This window comes from Mesorhizobium sp. LNHC221B00, from assembly GCF_000502935.1.
Taxonomy (GTDB): domain Bacteria; phylum Pseudomonadota; class Alphaproteobacteria; order Rhizobiales; family Rhizobiaceae; genus Mesorhizobium; species Mesorhizobium opportunistum.
Genome location: NZ_AYWR01000016.1, coordinates 101,105 through 119,744, shown reverse-complemented (window position 1 = coordinate 119,744; position 18,640 = coordinate 101,105). Strand labels below are relative to the sequence as shown.

The window sequence follows — 18,640 nt, the reverse complement described above, 5'->3', positions numbered from 1 at the left end:
CACGATGGGCCGATCAAGACCTGCTCAGCCTCTTTACTCATATGCGATAGCCCTACCCTCAAGGGGGGAGATTGGCAGCGTCCGCGCCGGCTCATTTTTTTCAATGTTGGAGATTGGCGAAGATCGTGACAGCGGCCAATCTCCCCACTTGAGGGGGAGATGTCCGGCAGGACAGAGGGGGGCGCCTCGCACCAACATATCAATCACGTCACACACCCTAGCGCTCCTGCTTCAGCGCGCTTTCGTGCCAGCGCCGCAAGATGAGATGCGAAATCAGCGACAGCACGAGGAAGATCAGGATGCCGGTCAGCGAGATCAGGAACAGCGCCGCGAACAGCCGTGGCGCGTTGAGCCGGTAGCCAGCCTCGATGATGCGCGAGGCAAGTCCCGACGACTGGCCGGTGGCGCCGGCGACGAACTCGGCCACCACGGCGCCGATCAGTGACAGGCCGCCGGCGATCTTCAGCCCGCCGAGGAAATACGGCATCGCCGCCGGCAGCCTGAGATAGCGCAATTGCTGCCAGCGCGTCGCGCCGTTGAGCTTGAACAGGTCGCGCAGATTGCGGTCGACGGAGTTGAGGCCGAGCGTTGTGTTGGACAGGATCGGGAAGAAGGCGACGATCCAGGCACACAGCAGAAGCTTGGTCGTCTGGTTGTTCACGTAGATGTTGATCAGCGGAAAGATCGCCACGATCGGCGTCACCTGCAGCACGATGGCGAACGGGAAGAACGACATCTCGACCCATTTCGACTGCGCGAACAGCACCGACAGGCCGACGCCGCCGATAACGGCCAATGCCAGGCTGAGGAAGGTGATGCGCAAGGTGACCAGCAGCGACGAGAACAGGAGGCCGGCATCGCTATAGAGCGTCCACAGCACCACGCCGGGACGCGGCAGGATATATTGCGGGATACCGTTCCAGACGCAGATGCGGTCCCACAGCCAAATCGCCAGGATCATGATCGCCAGCGGCAGCACCCAGCGGCCGATCCGCTCGAGCCGCTCCTGGCGCACGCGCCGCGCCTCCTCGGGATCGAGTTTGAGTTCGTCAATGGCCGTCATGATGCGCGCCTGCTGTTGAATTGATGGCATTGACCAGCACATCGGATGCTTGTCGGCACAAAGCAGCGTAGTCTGGAGAGGTCCGAAACACCTCGTCGCGCGGATAGGAGGCATCGATGGCGAGTTCGTCGAACACCCTGCCCGGACGTGCCGCCATGACGACGACCCGGTTGGAAAGAAACACGCTTTCGAAAACGCTGTGGGTGACGAAGACGACGGTGAAGCGTTCGTCCTGCCACAGCTCCAGGAGGTCGTTGTTGAGCTTGAAACGCGTGATCTCGTCGAGCGCGGCGAACGGCTCGTCCATCAAAAGCACGCGCGGCTTGGTCACCATTGCCCGCGCGATCGAGACGCGCATCTTCATGCCGCCCGACAATTCGCGCGGCACCGCGTCCTCGAAGCCGGTCAGGTGCACCCGCGCCAGCATCTCCGTTATCGTCGGCGCCGCCTTGGCGCGGGAAATGCCTTTCAGCCTGAGCGGCAGCCAGACATTGTCGAAGACGCTGGCCCAGGGCAGCAATGTCGGCTCCTGGAAGACGAAGCCGATGTTGGCGCGGTCGAGCGAGCCGCCGCCGCGCCAATCGAGCACGCCGGAAGTTGGCGTCGACAGGCCGGCGATCAGCCGCAGAGCCGTCGACTTGCCGCAGCCGGACGGTCCGAGCAGGCTGAGGAAATCGCCTTCCCGGATCGTCAGGTCGACATCGCTCAACGCAGTCACGCCGTTGGAAAAGACCTTGCCGACGCCACGCAGCGCCAGCAAGGTCGGAGCGGTGACCAAGGCCGGCGCTTGCGCCACCTTTTCCTTTATCATTGCCGGGACCGGCCTATTTCTTCAGCTCGAGCCCGACGCCCTTGTTGGCGAAGGCCAGCGTATAGGCCTTCGTGATGTCGATGCCGTCGGGCGTGACCTTGGCCTTGACCATCTTGTCGTAAAAACTCTTGATCCGCGCGTCGGTCATGGCACCGATGCCGAGCTTCTCGGTGTCGCCCGAATCGGCAAGGCCGAACTTTTTCATCTGTTCGATCGAGAATGCAATCTGCTCGTCGCTCATGTCAGGATTGTCTTTCTTGATCATGTCGTTGGCGGCCTTGTTGTCGCCGTAGAGATATTTGTACCAGCCCTTGGCCGAGCCATCGACGAAGCACTGGACCACCTCCGGCTTCTTGTCGATCGTGTCCTGCATCACCTCGATCGTCGTCGAATACGTATCCCAGCCATAGTCGGCGAGCAGGAACTGGTTCGGCACGAAGCCGCCTTCCTTCTTGACCGCGAACGGTTCCGACGTGACATAGCCCTGCTGGATCGACTTCTTGTTGGCCAGGAACGGAGCGGTGTTGTAGGTATAAGGCGCGCGCTTGGCGGCGTCGAAGCCGAGCGCCGTGACCATCCACTGGAAGAAGGTCTGCACGCCTTCGTCGCCCAGGATGTACTGGTCGGCGTTCTTCAGATCCTCCCATTTGTCGAGCCCCTCGCCAGGATGGGACATGATGACCTGCGGGTCTTTCTGGAAGTCTGCGGCCACCACGCGCATCGGAATGCCCTGCTGGACGGCATCGAAGGCCGACAGCAGGTTGCCGCCCATGTAGAAATCGATCTTGCCGGCCAGCAGCATCGGCCGGCCGCTGACCTGCGGGCCGCCCTGCATGATGGTGACGTCGAGGCCGCAGGCGGCATAGGTGCCGTCCGCCACGGCCTGATAGTAGCCGCCATGTTCCGGCTCGGCCAACCAGTTGGTGCCGAAGGTGACTTTTTCATTCGCCGCCGCCCCAAGCGTGCCGGCGGCAAGCAAGGCCACCACCGCCACCGAGATCTTCTGTTTTGCGTACATCGACACCACCCTTTGTTTGCTCCGGCGCGACACGCGCCAGGCTCGACACCAAAGATTCAAGAAGCAAGACACATGCCACCGGCGTCACGCGCCGGGACCCGCCCGCCTGCACCACAGCCATCTGCGAAAGCCGGAAAGGTCGTGCTGCACCGGAGGCATCGTGCCTATTTTTTGAACGCCTGTCCACAATCGCACCGGCAACATGCACCGCCATCTTGATGCTGCAATGCATCCCGCCTTACGCTGGCGGTATCCAGGAGATTGCCATGTTCAAATTCCTCACCCCGAAGTCGATCAAGCCGCCCTTTGCCCGCTACAGCCACGGCGTCGAGGTGCCCCCTGGCAAGCGGCTGGTGCTGTGCTCGGGCCAGGTTGCGATCACGGCGGATGACCAGATACCCGAAGACGCCGCCGCCCAGGCCGAGCTCTGCTTCCGCAACATCGCGGCGATCCTCGGCGAGGCGGGGCTTGGACTTGGGGATATCGTGCGCATCAACGCCTATGTCACCGACCGCGCGCATCTGCGGCCCTATATGGACGTCCGCGACCGGCTGTTTTCCAGCCCGGCGCCGGCCTCGACGCTAATGATCGTCAGCGGATTCGCGCGGCCCGAATTCAAGGTCGAGATCGAAGCCATCGCGGCCGGGTGATCGACAGGCCGCCCATCTCGCGCTAGGTCTGGCCGGTTCATCGAAGAGGCATGACATGACCGTTGCAAAAAGACGCGTGTGGTGGGGCGACTACCGGACCACCGAATACGCTTCGATCGATCCCGAGGCGACCATCGCAGTGCTGCCCGTGGCGGCGATCGAGCAGCATGGACCGCATCTGCCTGTGTCGACCGACACCTCGATCATGAACGGCATGCTGGACACCGTCATTTCGCGCCTGCCCGGCGATCTCGACATCCGCATACTGCCGGTCCAGGCGATGGGCAAGTCGAACGAGCATCTGCACGCGCCGGGTACTCTTACCCTGCCGGCAACGACGCTGGTCGAGGCTTGGACCGAGCTTGGCCTGTCGATCGCGCGCGCCGGCGTGCGCAAGCTCATCGTCGTCAACTCGCATGGCGGCAATGAAGAGATCATGGGCATCATCACGCGCGAATTGCGTGTGCGCGAGAAGATGCTGGCGGTGAAGACCAGCTGGCAGCGATTTGGCCGCCCGGCCGGCATGTACACCGAGCTCGAGGATCGCCACGGCATTCATGGCGGCGATGTCGAGACCTCGCTGATGCTGCATTTCCGGCCGGATCTCGTCGACATGGGCAAGGCCGACAATTTCGTCTCCAACGTCGCCAAGGCCGAGCAGGAGTTTTCGCTGCTGCGTCACACCGGCACCCACGCCTTCGCCTGGATCGCCAGTGATCTCAACCCGAACGGTGTGGTCGGCGACGCCAGCATCGCAACGGCGGAGAAAGGCCGGCTGACGGCTGAATATCAGGCCGATGGCTTCATCAGCCTGCTCAGGGATGTGCGCAAGGCGAAGTTGGCCGAGTGGCTGAAATAGCTTCGAAGAGATTCCCGCGCATCAGATTTTGACAAACTTTGCCAAAACGGATCATACTCGACGGAATATGGAGGCCGACATGGCAACAATGAACGTATCATTGCCCGATCCGATGAAGGATTGGGTTGAGGCGCAAACCGAAACGGGCCGCTACGCCAACGCGAGCGACTATGTGCGCGATTTGATCCGTCGGGATCAGGAGCGCAACGATAAGATTGCCGCCATGCAGCGCTTTGTCGATGATGGCTTGAAGAGTGGCATCGGCAATCGATCCAGGGACGCGCTTTTTACCGAGGCGGTCAAACGCGCTGAGAAGTCACCCGGCAACGGGTAATGGGATTTCGCCTTTCTTTAGCCGCGGAAGAGGACATCGTCGATATTGCCGAGCAAGGGATGCGCCTGTTTGGTGCTAATCCAACAACGATACACGGGCATAGCTAGCTGTCGATCTTCAGCGCGAATGGCGTGCCCTCGAACGCATCCGCACCGCGCCCGATCGATTCGATCGCCTCGATCATGCGGCCATTGCGGCCAAGCAGCATATCGGCCACCGCGATCAGCCGCGGGTTTGGTGTGGCCGAGGGCGACAGGGCACGCAGCGTCTGCGCCAGTTCGGCCTCGTCGCGTTTCGGCGCCAGTGCGGCGGCGATGATATACGCAGACGCCGTCGAGCGGCTGATGCCGGCATAGCAATGCACCACGATCGGCTTTGCCCGGTCCCAGCGGCGCGCGAAATCGAGCAGGCTGCGCACATGCTCCTCGCCTGGCATGGTCATGCCGTCCTGCGCCACCGCGATGTCGTGCATGACCAGATGCAGATGGTTTTCCCGCGATATCGAGGACGGCCGAACAACCTCGGTCCCCACCGTCAGCAAGGACAGCATGCGACCGGCGCCGGTCCTGGCCACCGTTTCCTCGATCTTCGCCAGCGAACAGACATGGATCATCGCGCGATCTCCCTGACGCCATCGTCGCGCCGCATCGCCCAGCCGGCAAGAGCCGATTCGAGCCGCTGCCACTCTTCCTCGCTTCCCGGCAGGCCGGCGCGCAGGACATGCGGCCGGTCGGAGAAATGCCGAAGCAGGATGCCGCGCTCGCCAAGTGCCGAAAACAGTCCGGCGGCATCCGCCAGGCTGAAATAGCGAAACAGCGTGGTGCCGCCGGCGACGGCAACGCCGAAGCGGCCGAACAGGGCGTCCAGCCGCGCGGATGCCTCCATGAGGGAAGCTCTCATACCCGCCTGCCAGCGGATATCGGCAAGCGCGCGAATGCCGTATTCCAGCGCCGGGCCGGCGACGGCCCATGGTCCGAATTGCGTCTCCAGCAATTCCACCGTCGGCATATCGGAAAGCGCAAACCCGAGCCGCAGGCCAGCCAGGCCAAAGAACTTGCCGAACGAGCGCAAGACGACGATGCCACCCTGTTCGACATCGCCGGCAAGACTGTGTTCGCGCGGGCCGACATCCATGAACGCCTCGTCGATGACCAGCAGCCCGCCCTTGGCGCGCAATTGCACTGCCAACGCCAGCAACCGGTCGCGCTCGATGATGCGCCCGTCCGGGTTGTTCGGATTGACGATGATGGCAAGGTCAGCTTCGGCCAGCGTCGCAAAATCGCTGACTTCGCTCACCCGATGCCCGGCGATCGCTGCTGCGCGGGCATGTTCGGCGTAGGTCGGTCCCAGCACAAAAGCCTTGCCGGGCCTGACCAGCGCCGCGACGCGCGGCAGCAGGATCTGCGTGCCCGGTGCCGCCACGACATGGGCTGGCGACGGCGCGCCGTAAGTGCCGGCCGCGATCGCTGTCAGTTCGCGCCCGCGCGCTGCCTCCGGCAATCGCGACAGCGAGGTGGCGGGCAGATCGAAAAGCGGGTAGGAGTGCGGATTGATACCGGTCGAGAGGTCGACGAAAGGCAGTACGGCGTTGGGGAAAAGCACCCTCGCCCGGCCAAGACTTCCACCATGGTCCACCGCTCCATCAAGAAGCTTCATGTCAGTCCTGATCGCTTTCCTGTCATTGGTCATCGAATTTTTTCTGGGCTATCCGGACTGGCTGTTTCGCGCCATCGGTCATCCAGTGACATGGTTCGGCAGGCTGATATCCTTTCTCGACCTAAGGCTCAACCGCGCTACTGATCCCGACGCGCTGCGTCGTCAACGCGGTGTCCAGGCGCTGCTGGTTATCGTGCTGGTGCCGGCCGTGATCGGGCTCTGCGTGCAGGTCCTGCTCTGGTTCGTTCCACTAGGGCTGTTCGTCACCGCGCTCCTGGCGACATCGTTCCTGTCGCAGAAGAGCCTTTACGAACATGTCGAGGCCGTCGCCGATGCGCTGGACTCAGGCGGTCTCGCCATGGGCCGCGTCGCCGTCTCTCGCATCGTCGGCCGCGATCCAGAAACTCTGGACAGGGCCGGTGTCTGCCGTGCGGCGATCGAGAGCCTGGCCGAGAATTTTTCCGACGGCATCGTCGCCCCCGCCTTCTGGACCGGCATCGGCGGGCTCGCCGGCGCCGCCGCCTACAAGGCCGCCAACACCGCCGATTCGATGATCGGCCACCACACCCCCCGTCACGAAGCCTTCGGCTGGGCCGCCGCACGTTTCGACGACTGGATCAACCTGCCGGCGTCGCGGCTGACGGCTCTGCTGATCGTGCTGGCGGCTTTCCTGGTCAACGAAGCCGATCCGAACAATGCTTGGCAAGCAGTGCGGCGTGACGCAAAAAAGCACCGCTCGCCCAATGCTGGCTGGCCGGAAGCGGCGATGGCCGGCGCACTTGGCCTGGCACTCGCCGGCCCGCGCAGCTATGGCGGCGTGCTGGTCGACGACGTCTTCATGGGCGAAGGCGGCCGCCGCGAAGCCGACAGTCTGGACATCAGGCGAGCGCTGAAACTCTACCGCGTCGCCGATTATCTGCTGATAGGGCTGTTTGGTTTGATCTCCGCGAGCGCAATTGTGGCGTGATCTCACCCTCCCCCTTGTGGGGAGGGTCGGCGCCCAGCGACGGGGTGGGGGCGGCGCCAAGGCNCCCACCCCGCTCCGCTTCGCGGATCGACCCTCCCCACAAGAGGGAGGGTAAGGAACGGTCAGAACTCGATCCCCTGCTGCGCCTTCACGCCCGCGGAAAAATGGTGCTTGGTCACGCCCATCTCGGTGACCAAATCGGCGGCCTCGACCAGCGCCGGCTTGGCGTTGCGACCGGTGACGACGACATGCAGGTCCTCGCGACGAGCCTTCAGCGCGGCAACCACTTTGTCGAGATCTAGATAATCGTAGCGCAGCGCGATGTTGAGCTCGTCGAGCACGACGAGACTGATCGACGGATCGGCGATCAATTCAAGCGCCTTGGCCCAGGCGGCCTCGGCCGCCGCGATATCGCGCTTCAAATCCTGCGTCTCCCAGGTGAAACCCTCGCCCATCGCGTGCCAGACGACCCGGTCGCCGAACGCGGCAAACGCATCTTTCTCACCGGTGTGCCATTTGCCCTTGATGAACTGGACGACGCCGACCCGCTTGCCATAGCCGAGCATCCGCAGCGCCAGGCCGAACGCAGCCGTGGTCTTGCCCTTGCCGGGGCCGGTGTTGACGATCAGCAGGCCCTTCTCGACCGTCTTGCTCGCAACCTCGGCGTCCTGCACCGCCTTGCGCTTGGCCATCTTGGCGCGGTGGCGCTCTTCATCCCTGTTCTCACTGGCCTTGCCGTCTATATCAGTCATCTCACTTCACCTTGAGCGGCAGCCCGGCCACCATCAAAAGCACCGTATCGGCAATCGCCGCGACCTGCTGGTTGAGCCGGCCGGCGGCATCGCGGAACCGACGTGCCAGGGCATTGTCCGGCACGATGCCTTGCCCGACTTCGTTGGACACCACGAACCAGGGCCCGCGCGGCCGCGACAGCACGGCCGCCAGCCGCTGGCATTCCTGCTCGAGATCACGTTCGCCAAGCATGTGATTGGTCAGCCACAGGGTGAGGCAGTCGACGAGCACCGGCTGATTGTCCGGCAAGGCCTCGATCGCACCAGCGAGGTCCAGCGGCGCATCGATGGTCGACCAGCCCTCGCCGCGGCGCGAGCGGTGCAGCGCGATGCGCTCGCGCATCTCGTCGTCAAAGGCATCGGCAGTGGCGATATAGGTCCATGGCGAGGGCAACGCCGTCGCCAGGGTCTCGGCGTGCGCGCTCTTGCCGGAGCGCGCGCCACCAATGATGAAAGTCAGCTTGCCGCGATCAGGCAAAGCTGTCGCGCAGGCTGGTCGCGGTGCCGGTGAAACGGCCGCGCACCACGCCGACGACCGCGCCGAGCACCAGCCAGAACACCAGATCGGTCACGGTCACCGCCACCACGAATTGGTGGTGCAGGCCCTCGGGAATCGGCGTCTCGAAACTGTCTGGCTGCGGCGCGCCGACAATATGCGGGGCGACGATCAAAGCCACGCCAAGGATCGCGAGCGGCAGCGATTTGCGGAAGGCGATCAGCCCAAGACCGATCGCCGTGGCCGCCACCGTCGAGACCCACCAAATCTGGCGCGGCAGCAACTCGGCCGCCGGCATCGCCGGCAGTTCCGGCGGCAGGCCGAGGCCAGGTGCCAGCGTGAACACGGCAAACCCTGCCAGGCCCCAGAACACACCCTGGCGCCAATTGCCGATGCCGCCCGCGAATTCCGAGACCGCGACCAGGACCAGCGCGAAGCCGATGCCGGTGACGATGTTGGCAAGCACGCTGAAGCCGAAACGCTCGAAACCATCGGCCGGCGCCCAGCCTTCGTCTTCCGCCGGAGCGGCGGCTTCGGCCGGCGCCGGCGCGGCGGAGCTCATGGCATGCCCCGCCGGTGCGGCGGTGCTCATGGCATTGGTATCCGCGGCAATGGGCGCGGCCTGGTCATGATGGTGGCCGCCACCGGCCTGCTCGTAGACTTCGGCCTTGAGGATAAGCGGCACGGTGGCATAGGCCTGCATGCAGGCGAGAACGACGCCGGCCACAAGCCCTGCGATCGCCGCGATGAACACGACGTTGCGAAACAGGTTCATGATGTCAAATCCTCGTCAGTGGCAGGGAAACCCCATCGAATGACGATAGTCGTGGGCGGCATTGTGGACCGCATCGATATGCGAGAAGCCGACAAAGCCGACGACGAAGATGCCGAGCAGCGCGGCTAGCGCGAGCTGCATGAAGCGCGACTGCGAGGAGACCGAGGCGCCGAGGGAGACGGAAGCAGTATTCATGTCTTGTCCTTTCACCCTCCACCCGAGGGCATCGAAGTCAGTTTCCTGTCGCCGGCAGGTCTCCTGGCTCGCGGATCAGCGCCCTTCTCCACCTTCCCGAAGAAAAATCTTCAGTGGCATATGGAGAGGACTACCGCACACAGTTGCGGGGGCAGCCACGGCATTGGGCAACAATTGAGCCCGCACCGCATTCCCTCTTGGCTCCAAAACGGAACCGACGACAGCGTGACTATACGGAAAATCACGACACGCGGCAAACCAAATTCCGCCGGCAACCAGCGCGATTGCGCCATGCCGGCGGCATCGGCCGTTCTCGGCACTACAATTGACAATTATCCCGGCCGGGTGTCGGCTGGCCACTTCACAGGAAGCCAGCCATGCAGCCCCCAGCCCTGCAGCCCAATGCCAGCGAACGCGATCGCTACAACGGCCTGACCCGGGCTGAAGCGACGTTGCCGTCATCGGACTATTGGGACGGCGAGAGCTATCAGCGCGACCTCGATGCGATCTGGTATCGAAGCTGGCTGCTCGTCTGCCGGGAAGCCGATCTCGCCCAACCGCTGGCTTTCCGCACCTTCCGCGTCGGCACGCAGGAAATCGTCGTGCTGCGCGACGAGACCGGCGAACTGCGCGCCTTCCACAACACCTGCCGGCATCGCGGCTCGCAGCTGTGCCAGGAAAGCGAAGGCCGGCTGAAGGCGCGGCTGATCACTTGCCCCTATCATGCCTGGTCCTATTCGCTGCGCGGCGACCTCGTGCGCGTGCCGTCGAAATCGCTGCCCGAAGGCTTCGACAAGGCCGACCATCCGCTCTATCGCGTCGCGCTCTCGGTGTGGCGCGGCTTCGTGTTCGTCAATTTGCAGGAGGGCGCGAATTTGCAGGAGGGCGCGGCCGGCTCGGCGCAGGCCTCATTCGATCCCGCCTGCGGCGATCTCGGCAATTGGCCGCTGGAAACGCTGGTATCAGGCCATGTGCTGCGCAAGGTGATGAACTGCAACTGGAAGATTTTTTGGGAAAACTTCAACGAGTGCCTGCACTGCCCCGGCGTTCACAAGGATCTGTCGCGGCTGGTGCCGATCTATGGCCGCGGCCTGATGAGCCGGCATGATGACCCCGAATGGGTGCGCCACGCCGACAATGACGCGCCGGAATTTTCCGGTGGCCTGCGCGTCGGCGCGGAAACCTGGTCGCGCGACGGCAAGACCCATGCACCGGTCTTCGCAGGCTTGACGCCGGCCGAGCGCGCCGCCGGCCAGACCTACGCCACCAGCCTGCCCTCGATGTTCGTCGTCGGTCACGTCGACTATGTCCGGACCGTGCGGCTGGTGCCGCTCGGTCCCGAACAGACCGGTCTTGTCGCGGAATGGCTGTTCGCGCCCGGAGCGCTCGGCGACCCGTCGGCCGACATCGACAACATAGTCGCCTTCGGCACGCAGGTGCTGGAGGAGGACGCGGCGATCTGCGAGGTCAACCAGAAAGGGCTGCGCTCCATGCGCCACAAAGCCGGCGTGCTGATGCCCGAGGAATATGATCTGCACCGCTTCCACAAATGGGTGCGCGAGCGCCACACGGCGCTTTCGCCGTGACCGTCACAGTGACTTCGGCAGATAACGCCAGGTCACGAAGCCGCAAACCGCGGCCAGCAAGCTCAGCGTGACGAACACCGAGCCGAGCCCGAAGAAGATCAGCACCACGGAATAGACCAGCGGCGGCGTCAGCTCGGAAAAATCGAGATAGGTGCGGTAGACCGCCGCCATCTGCGCCCTTTCGTAGGAGCGTACCGAGCGCATGAAGGCGGTCGAGCCCAATGCATCCAGCGCAATCGTGAAGAACGCGCCGCCAAGCAGGAAAGCGCCGGTCAGCAGCGGCGCCGTCGCTCCCACTGTGCCCGCGGCCAGCAGCATTGCCGACATGGCGAAATAGGCAAACGTCATGGTGCGCCGGCCGCCAAAACGTTTTCCGGCCTTGCCCCAGAAGATGGCCATGAACAACAGCGCGTTGCCGGCTGAGACCAGCAGACCGCCGGTCAGTTCGCCTTCGCCGGTGATCACCATGAACAGCGGGCCGTACACGAAGAAGGTCGTCCAGAAGCAGGAGCGTCCGAAGGCAATCAGCCACGCTAGCCTCAGCCTCGGCTGCGCGACGAAGCGGCCGATATTGGCGAGCGGATTGACCGGTCGTGTCTTGCCCGGCTGGATCGACTGGTTGTCACCAAGCCGATAGAACCAGAACAGCGCCAGCAAGGCCACGGCGAACGCCGCCACCGCGCCATGCGCGGCATAGATGCCGAAATGCGCGTAGAGGAAAATGCCGAGCGTCGGCCCGCCGGTCCAGGCAAACATCGACCACGCCATGCGCAGCGATTCGGCCTGCATGAAGTCTGTCTTGCGGATGTGGTCCATGATGTAGAGGTTGAGCGTGATCGACAGCGCGCTGGCGCCCATCACCCGGCACAGCATCCCCGCTACTTGTCCGGCAAGCGTGTGGGTGACGAAGAACAGCGAGCCGATGGCGAGCAGGCAGGCCCCTGCGGTGTGGACCCAGCGCCGCGCAAAGCGGCGGATCAGCATCGGCATGAACAGGGTCACCGACAGGCCAAGCAGCGCCACGATGGTGTAGAGGATGGAGACCATCTGCTCGTTGTGCAGTATTTCATAGGCCTGGATCGGAATGACGCTGGACACCGTGGCGCGCGCAAAGGATTCGACTGCGTAGAGCGAGGCGAAGGTGCGCGCGTCCGCGGCCTTGAGGGCCGGGAGCCAGATCGGATGGCGCACATGGGTCGACATTGCTTCCCCAAAGCAGAATCACCCGTCAAATCTGCCTTGGCCGTTTCCGGGCCATTAAGAGGAAACCGACGCGCAGGCGGCGAAAAGCGAGTTGGTCAAAGCCTTTCCGGCGCTGGCCCAAAGCGGCATCCGACATGGCCTGCGCCCACGCGGCGCCGTGCCGAGGAACCCGGTCTTCTTCTGTCCCGGCCAACCGTGATAGTCCTCAAGGCGGGGCTGAATCAGATCGCGAGACCATGACCATCGACACGCCGACCGCACCCGTCCAGAATCAGCCAAAACGCATCGTCGCCATCGACATCCTGCGCGGCATCGCGCTGCTCGCCATGGCGAGCTACCACTTCACCTGGGATCTGGAGTTCTTCGGCTACACCGACCCCGGCCTCACAGCCTTCGGCTGGTGGAAGATCTACGCCCGCTGCATCGCTTCGACCTTCCTGTTCCTGGTCGGCGTCAGCCTGTACCTTGCCCATGGCCGGCAAATCCGCTGGAACGGCTTCTGGAAGCGGTTCGCCATGGTTGCCGGCGCCGCGGTCGCCATCTCGATCGTCACCCGCATCGCGACGCCGGACGGCTTCATCTTTTTCGGCATCCTGCACGAGATCGCGCTCGCCAGCCTGCTCGGCCTCGCCTTCCTGCGCCTGCCGGCGTTGCTGACCCTGCTTGTGGCGGCACTGGTTATTGCGGCGCCGGTTTATCAGCGCTTCGAGGCCCTGGATCATCCCTGGCTGTGGTGGATAGGCCTGTCGGCGATCAATCCTCGTTCCAACGACTATGTGCCGCTGTTTCCATGGTTCGGCGCGGTGCTTGTCGGCATCGGTGTCGCGAAACTTGCCTCCGCTTCCGGCATGCGGGCGCGCCTGGCAAGCCTGACGGCCGGCCGCTGGGCCAATCCGCTGGTCTTCATCGGCCGACACAGCCTCGCCTTCTACCTGATCCACCAGCCGCTGCTGATCGGTTGCGTCTGGCTGTTCTCGCAGGTGATGCCAGCCAAGGTCGAAACCCCGCAGGTCAATTTCCTGAAGACCTGCCAGATCTCGTGCGAGCAGTCGCGCGACGCCAAGTTCTGTTCGAGCTATTGTAGCTGCATGCTCGACACGCTGGAGGGCGAATCCTCGCTTGATCGGCTCTACAACAACGATCAGACTGCGCAATGGAAGGCACATCTGGGCGATCTGGCCGGCACCTGCACGGCCCAGACCGACGACAAGATGACCGAGGGGGGACAGCAATGACCGACAGCCAGCCGAAGCCAGGAGGGATACCGTGGCCGCCGGTGATTTACACCGCCGCCATCGCCATCAGCATCATTCTCGGCATGCTCTATCCCCTGCCCTGGATCGGCGACCTCCTGGGCGACATCCTGTTCGCCGCCGGCTGGGTGGCGCTGTTCGGCGTCGCGGCACTCTGGTTCACGGCGATCCGCACGATGGTCCGGGCCAAGACGACGCTCAATCCCAACGCGATGCCCGACCATCTCGTCACGTCAGGCCCCTTCGGCATCACCCGCAACCCGATGTATCTGGCCAACACGCTGCTGTTGATCGGCGTCGCCTTCGTCACGGGCATCGTCTGGTTTCTGCCGCTGGCGTTCATCGCGGCCTTCGCCACCCAGAAGCTCGCCATCGAGGGCGAGGAAAAGGTGCTGGCGGCAAAGTTCGGCAAGAAATACCGGGATTACGCAAAGAGAGTGCGGCGCTGGATCTGAGCCGGGGCCTGTATTCCGCGGCGCAGAGATTTTGACAGCTCTTGGCCGATGAGGCGGCATACCTCGGCGATTGGCCGAACGCCTATCCCGTCCTCATCCACGGGCGGAGCAAGGAGCGCAGCGACGCAGCGCAGACCCGAGGATGACGAAGTTCGAAACGCTCCGGCCAATCACGAACGTTTGTCGCTCAAACGCGCGATAGAATCTGGCCCCTCAGGTATTGACCCCAAGTTCCACCAGCCGCTCCACACAGGACTCCTCGGCCTGGTCGAGTTCGGCCAGCGTCTCCTCGAGATCGCGGCGCTTTTGCCGGAGATCCTCGCGCTTTTCCTCGATCCGCTTGATCATCAGCTTGAGTTGCCCGACCTCGCCTGGCGGCTCCTTGTACATCTGGATGATTTCGCGGATCTCGTTGATCGAGAAGCCGAGCCGTTTTCCCCGCATGATCTGCCGGATGAGGTGGCGGTCGGAGGGACGAAACAGCCGCGTGCGGCCACGCCGCACCGGCTGCACCAGCCCCTCATCTTCATAGAAGCGCAGTGTCCGCGTCGACACGTCGAATTCGCGGGTCAGTTCGGTGATCGAATAATATTCCCGCATCGTCACTCCCACACGCCGGAAACCCTGGCGAACGCCATGCGTCGCCTCGTCCGAATCAAACCCTTGCCGCGCCGGAATCGACACGGCACCCCGCGCGAGCCTCGCATGGCATTTACGTAAAAGTCAATTGAGCTCGATCACCGGACCCCGAACCACCAAGTGGCAAGGCCGAGGAAGGCAAAAAAACCAACGACATCGGTGACGGTGGTGACGAAGACCGCCGACGCCACCGCCGGATCGATCTTGAATCGGTCGAGCAGCAGCGGGATCAGGATGCCGGCGAGTGCGGCGACGAACATGTTGATGATCATCGCCGCCGCGATGATGCCGCCCAGATTGACATCGTGGAACCAGGCGGCCGCGACGATGCCGATCAGGATGGCGAAAACGATGCCGTTGATGAAGCCCACCCCCATTTCGCGGCGGATGATGCGGCCGGCATTGTAGATGTCGAGGTCCCTGGTCGCTAGTGCCCGCACGGTGACGGTCATGGTCTGTGAACCGGCGTTGCCACCCATGCCGGCCACGATCGGCATCAACACGGCAAGCGCCACGATCCGCTCGATCGTGTGATCGAACAGGCCGATCACCGAAGCCGCCAGGAATGCGGTCAGGAGGTTGACCAGCAGCCAGGGAACGCGCGAGCGCGAGGTCGAAAGGATGCTGTCGGAAAGCTCTTCGTCGCCGACGCCGCCCATGCGCAGCAGATCTTCCTCGGCTTCCTGCTGGATGACGTCGACGACATCGTCGATGGTCAAAACGCCGACCAGCCGCTCGTTCTCGTCGACGACGGCGGCCGAAAGCAAATCGTATTGCTCGAATTCCCGCGCCGCCTCCTCCTGGTCCATGGTGGCCGGGATGGCGTGGCGCGTCTCGTGCATCACCTCCTCGACCTTGACCGTGCGCTTGGTGCGCAGGATCTGGTCGAGATCGATGGCGCCGAGCAGCTTGAAGCTCGGATCGATGACGAAGATCTGGCTGAAGCGGTCGGGAAGGTTCTTGTCCTCGCGCATGTAGTCGATGGTCTGACCGATGGTCCAGAACGGTGGCACCGCGACGAACTCGGTCTGCATGCGCCGCCCGGCGGTCTCCTCCGGATAGTCGAGCGAGCGGCGCAGCCTGATCCGCTCGGTGAACGGCAGCTGCGACAGGATCTCGTCCTGGTCTTCCTTCTCGAGGTCTTCGAGAATGTAGACCGCGTCATCGGAATCGAGTTCCTGCACCGCCTGCGCGATCTGCGCATTGGGCAGCTGATCGACGATCTCCATGCGAATCGCCTCGTCGACCTCGGTCAGCGCGGAAAAGTCGAAATCGGCGCCCAGGAGCTCGACCAGGGTCCGCCGCTGCTCGGGATGCAGCGCCTCGATTAGGTCGCCGAGTTCCGACTGGTGCAGGTGGTCGACTTCATGCTTGAGGGTCGGCGTATCGCGGTCGGCGATCGCGGCCCCGATGTGGGCAAGGAAGGACGAAAGCACCGCGCCGTCCTCGCCATAGATGTCGGCGTGGATGTCGTCAGCCGCCTTGGCGGAGGTCGTCTGCTTGTCCTCCATCAGCGCCTCCCGCCATCCCGAAATATTCTGTCTCAGGTCTAGAGCATCGAACCTTAAAGCGAAAACCGGTTTCGCGGAAATCCGTTGCATCTCGCTTGAAGACGCGATTCGATTTCGAGAACTTATCGTCCTAAGGCACGGAATATCAAACGAAACGCTTGCTCCGCGCCACCTGGCGAGCACATCGCCGATGCCTGACCTGGCAATGCCTTTCCCATCAAAACCAGCGAATCCCGGCTTCTGACGGCGCGACAGCCGATGTCGCTGGGGAAAGAGCACCCCGGCGCGATTGCGGCAGAATTGTCATGATACGGATCCGGGCCTGAAGCCTGGCCTCCGAGTTGCGGCACGATCAGCCCAGGACAAAAACCGCCCTTGAACAGCAAACCCGGGAAAACGAGCAAGGCAGTTGGCGACCGGCGCGTTCGCGTGGTCGTCGCCGAACGCAATCCGCTCGTCATATCGGCCCTGCGCGAAATGCTGGAATGCGACGGACGCTTCGAACTCCTGGCATCGGTGCAGAGCGGCAAGCATTTCCTGGAACTGGCGACGGCACGCGAATTCGACGTCGCCGTCATCGGCTGGAAGCTCGCCGACATGGACGGCGCCGATGTCCTGGCCGAAATCCAGGCCAGCAAGCTCCCCGTGCGCATCGCCGTGTTTTCAAACGACCATGACATCGGCATCCTGAAGCAGTGCGTGCGGCTCGGGGCCCAGGGCTACTGCTTCCAGTTCGACGATCCGCATATTATCTTCGAGACGATCCTGGCGGTCGCGCATGGACGCATCTGCATCCCCTACATCGACATCAACAAGGTCAACGACACGCCCCTGGCGCAGCTCACGGTCCGTGAGCGCGAGCTGCTGGCGGTGCTTTCCGACGGCTGGACCAATCTGCAGATCGCGACACGGACCGGCATTTCCGAGAACACGGTAAAGTACCACCTCAAGAATCTCTACGACAAGCTCGACGTCCGCAATCGGGCGATGGCCGTCGCGCTCTATTCACGCGAGAGGCGCACCCAGAAGCAGCCTTTCGGCTAAGGCAAGCGGGTAGGCCAACCGGGTAGGCCCACCCCACCCGCGCGCGGCGAGATGTTACCCGCCAAGGTGTTGTCGGCATTGGCCGTCGAAACGAAACTCCCCATCACCGCTTTGCTGGATCAGGAGGAGTTCGCACCATGGCCGGTTTCACCCATCTTTTCATTCCCGGGCCGACCAACATCCCCGAACAGGTCCGGCAGGCGATGAACCTGCCGATGGAGGACATGCGCGCCGCATCCTTCCCCGATCTCACCTTGCCGCTGTTCGAGGATATCAAACGCGTCTTCAAGAACGAGACCGGCCGCGTCTTCATCTACCCGTCCTCCGGCACCGGCGCCTGGGAAGCGGCGATGACCAATGTGCTCAGCCCCGGCGACCGCGTGCTGATGTCGCGCTTCGGCCAGTTCTCGCATCTGTGGGTCGACATGGCCGAGCTGCTGGGTTTCGAGGTCGACGTCATCGACTGCGAATGGGGAACCGGCGTCCCGCTCGAACTCTATGCGGAGAGGCTGAAGGCCGACAAGACGCACCGCATCAAGGCCGTCTTCTGCACGCAGAACGAGACGGCGACCGGCGTCACCAGCGACGTCGCCGGCTGCCGCGCCGCGCTCGATGAGGCAAACCACCCTGCCCTGCTCTTCGTCGATGGCGTGTCGTCGATCGGCTCGATCGACTTCCGTCAGGAAGAATGGGGCGTCGACTGCGCCGTCAGCGGCTCGCAGAAGGGTTTCATGCTGCCCGCCGGCCTCGGCTTCCTGTCGGTGAGCAAGAAGGCGCTTGTCGCATCGAGAACTGCGGCCCACCAACGCTGCTTCTTCTCCTTCGAGGACATGATCCGCGCCAACGACGCCGGCTATTTCCCCTACACGCCGGCAACGCAGCTGCTGCGCGGCCTGCGCGCCTCGCTCGACCTGATCGCCGAGGAAGGGCTGGACAACATCTTCGCCCGTCACCATCGCCTTGCCGAAGGCGTGCGCAAGGCGGTTGACGCCTGGGGCCTGAAACTCTGCGCCAAAGCGCCGAAGTGGCATTCCGATACAGTCAGCGCCATCCTGGTGCCGGAAGGCATCGACAGCGGCGACGTCGTCAAGCGTGCCTACCAGACCTACCGGACCTCGCTCGGCGGCGGTCTCAACAAGGTGTTCGGCAAGGTCTTCCGCATCGGCCATCTCGGCTGGCTGAACGAGGTGATGGTGCTGGCCTCGCTGTCGGCGGCCGAAATGGCATTGCTCGATTGCGGCGTGCGGCTGGCGCCCGGCTCCGGCGTCGGCGCCGCCATCCAGCATTTTCGCGCCTCGGCCGCGGTGCCGGTCGCCGAAGCGGCGTGAGAGGGA

General features: G+C 63.6%; 21 protein-coding genes and 1 riboswitch. Of the genes, 9 read left to right on the top strand and 12 right to left on the bottom strand.

The features are described from left to right. Positions 1–217: 217 nt before the first annotated feature. From X741_RS145895 to X741_RS145905, 3 genes are read right to left on the bottom strand one after another with little or no spacing between them, the layout of a single operon-like run. Entirely contained in the window at positions 218–1,063 is an 846-nt protein-coding gene (locus tag X741_RS145895; protein WP_023779213.1) for an ABC transporter permease, read from the bottom strand. Then, on the bottom strand, positions 1,050–1,874 hold the full coding sequence (locus X741_RS145900; protein WP_023779212.1) for an ABC transporter ATP-binding protein: 825 nt from the start codon (positions 1,872–1,874) through the stop codon (positions 1,050–1,052). The genes X741_RS145895 and X741_RS145900 overlap by 14 nt, the downstream gene beginning before the upstream one ends. A gap of 13 nt (positions 1,875–1,887) precedes the next feature. Further along, positions 1,888–2,892 (bottom strand): ABC transporter substrate-binding protein, encoded by a 1,005-nt coding sequence (locus tag X741_RS145905; RefSeq protein ID WP_023779211.1) that lies wholly within the window; start codon positions 2,890–2,892, stop codon positions 1,888–1,890. Positions 2,893–3,158: 266 nt separating this feature from the next. Here X741_RS145905 and X741_RS145910 point away from each other — a divergent pair, with 266 nt between their 5' ends. The 3 genes from X741_RS145910 to X741_RS145920 all read left to right on the top strand — a co-directional run bounded on the left by X741_RS145910 (position 3,159) and on the right by X741_RS145920 (position 4,735). Then, entirely contained in the window at positions 3,159–3,542 is a 384-nt protein-coding gene (locus X741_RS145910) for a RidA family protein (RefSeq protein ID WP_023779210.1), read from the top strand. 55 nt (positions 3,543–3,597) lie between these two features. Further along, entirely contained in the window at positions 3,598–4,401 is an 804-nt protein-coding gene (locus X741_RS145915; RefSeq protein WP_023779209.1) for a creatininase family protein, read from the top strand. Positions 4,402–4,480: 79 nt separating this feature from the next. Next, positions 4,481–4,735 (top strand): type II toxin-antitoxin system ParD family antitoxin, encoded by a 255-nt coding sequence (locus X741_RS145920; RefSeq protein WP_023779208.1) that lies wholly within the window; start codon positions 4,481–4,483, stop codon positions 4,733–4,735. Between the two features lie 103 nt (positions 4,736–4,838). Here the strand turns inward: X741_RS145920 and X741_RS145925 are convergent, their stop codons facing one another. Both X741_RS145925 and cobD read right to left on the bottom strand, forming a co-directional pair. Beyond that, a complete protein-coding gene (locus X741_RS145925) occupies positions 4,839–5,348 on the bottom strand; it encodes a tyrosine phosphatase family protein (protein ID WP_023779207.1) in 510 nt (169 codons plus the stop codon). Beyond that, the gene (gene cobD, locus X741_RS145930; protein ID WP_023779206.1) at positions 5,345–6,391 is read right to left on the bottom strand and encodes a threonine-phosphate decarboxylase CobD; all 1,047 of its coding nucleotides are present in this window, start codon (positions 6,389–6,391) and stop codon (positions 5,345–5,347) included. The genes X741_RS145925 and cobD overlap by 4 nt, the downstream gene beginning before the upstream one ends. Between cobD and cbiB the strand changes: the two genes are divergently transcribed. Continuing rightward, positions 6,390–7,358 carry an adenosylcobinamide-phosphate synthase CbiB gene (cbiB, locus tag X741_RS145935; RefSeq protein WP_023779205.1) on the top strand — a complete coding sequence of 323 codons (969 nt, stop codon included), beginning with the start codon at positions 6,390–6,392 and terminating at the stop codon, positions 7,356–7,358. The genes cobD and cbiB overlap by 2 nt on opposite strands. Before the next feature lie 122 nt (positions 7,359–7,480). Here the strand turns inward: cbiB and cobO are convergent, their stop codons facing one another. From cobO to X741_RS145955, 4 genes are read right to left on the bottom strand one after another with little or no spacing between them, the layout of a single operon-like run. Next, entirely contained in the window at positions 7,481–8,110 is a 630-nt protein-coding gene (gene cobO / locus X741_RS145940) for a cob(I)yrinic acid a,c-diamide adenosyltransferase (RefSeq protein ID WP_023763345.1), read from the bottom strand. 1 nt (position 8,111) lies between these two features. Then, entirely contained in the window at positions 8,112–8,627 is a 516-nt protein-coding gene (gene cobU, locus X741_RS145945) for a bifunctional adenosylcobinamide kinase/adenosylcobinamide-phosphate guanylyltransferase (RefSeq protein WP_023779204.1), read from the bottom strand. Continuing rightward, complete coding sequence (locus tag X741_RS145950; protein WP_023779203.1) at positions 8,620–9,420, bottom strand: CbtA family protein; 801 nt, start codon at positions 9,418–9,420, stop codon at positions 8,620–8,622. Before X741_RS145950 ends, cobU begins: the two co-directional genes overlap by 8 nt. Before the next feature lie 15 nt (positions 9,421–9,435). Continuing rightward, complete coding sequence (locus X741_RS145955) at positions 9,436–9,615, bottom strand: CbtB domain-containing protein (protein WP_023779202.1); 180 nt, start codon at positions 9,613–9,615, stop codon at positions 9,436–9,438. 35 nt (positions 9,616–9,650) lie between these two features. After that, a riboswitch (cobalamin riboswitch) is annotated at positions 9,651–9,849 on the bottom strand. Between the two features lie 158 nt (positions 9,850–10,007). Here X741_RS145955 and X741_RS145960 point away from each other — a divergent pair. Further along, positions 10,008–11,201 (top strand): aromatic ring-hydroxylating dioxygenase subunit alpha, encoded by a 1,194-nt coding sequence (locus X741_RS145960; RefSeq protein WP_023779201.1) that lies wholly within the window; start codon positions 10,008–10,010, stop codon positions 11,199–11,201. Positions 11,202–11,204: 3 nt separating this feature from the next. On the opposite strand, the gene X741_RS145965 is transcribed toward X741_RS145960, so the two are convergent. After that, entirely contained in the window at positions 11,205–12,404 is a 1,200-nt protein-coding gene (locus X741_RS145965) for an MFS transporter (protein ID WP_023779200.1), read from the bottom strand. 236 nt (positions 12,405–12,640) lie between these two features. Between X741_RS145965 and X741_RS145970 the strand changes: the two genes are divergently transcribed. Together X741_RS145970 and X741_RS145975 are read left to right on the top strand one after the other, a co-directional pair. Then, positions 12,641–13,639, top strand: coding sequence for a DUF1624 domain-containing protein (locus X741_RS145970; protein ID WP_023779199.1), 999 nt, complete (start codon positions 12,641–12,643; stop codon positions 13,637–13,639). Continuing rightward, positions 13,636–14,112: an isoprenylcysteine carboxylmethyltransferase family protein gene (locus tag X741_RS145975; protein ID WP_023763338.1), complete on the top strand. Its 477-nt coding sequence runs from the start codon at positions 13,636–13,638 to the stop codon at positions 14,110–14,112. The genes X741_RS145970 and X741_RS145975 overlap by 4 nt, the downstream gene beginning before the upstream one ends. Before the next feature lie 213 nt (positions 14,113–14,325). On the opposite strand, the gene X741_RS145980 is transcribed toward X741_RS145975, so the two are convergent. Continuing rightward, on the bottom strand, positions 14,326–14,712 hold the full coding sequence (locus X741_RS145980; protein WP_006203215.1) for a MerR family DNA-binding transcriptional regulator: 387 nt from the start codon (positions 14,710–14,712) through the stop codon (positions 14,326–14,328). A 137-nt stretch (positions 14,713–14,849) separates the two neighbouring features. Continuing rightward, a complete protein-coding gene (gene mgtE / locus X741_RS145985; RefSeq protein ID WP_023779198.1) occupies positions 14,850–16,262 on the bottom strand; it encodes a magnesium transporter in 1,413 nt (470 codons plus the stop codon). 375 nt (positions 16,263–16,637) lie between these two features. Here mgtE and X741_RS145990 point away from each other — a divergent pair, with 375 nt between their 5' ends. Continuing rightward, positions 16,638–17,306, top strand: coding sequence for a response regulator transcription factor (locus X741_RS145990; protein ID WP_023779197.1), 669 nt, complete (start codon positions 16,638–16,640; stop codon positions 17,304–17,306). Positions 17,307–17,443: 137 nt separating this feature from the next. Further along, complete coding sequence (locus tag X741_RS145995) at positions 17,444–18,634, top strand: aminotransferase class V-fold PLP-dependent enzyme (protein WP_023779196.1); 1,191 nt, start codon at positions 17,444–17,446, stop codon at positions 18,632–18,634. The last annotated feature ends 6 nt before the right edge of the window (positions 18,635–18,640 follow it).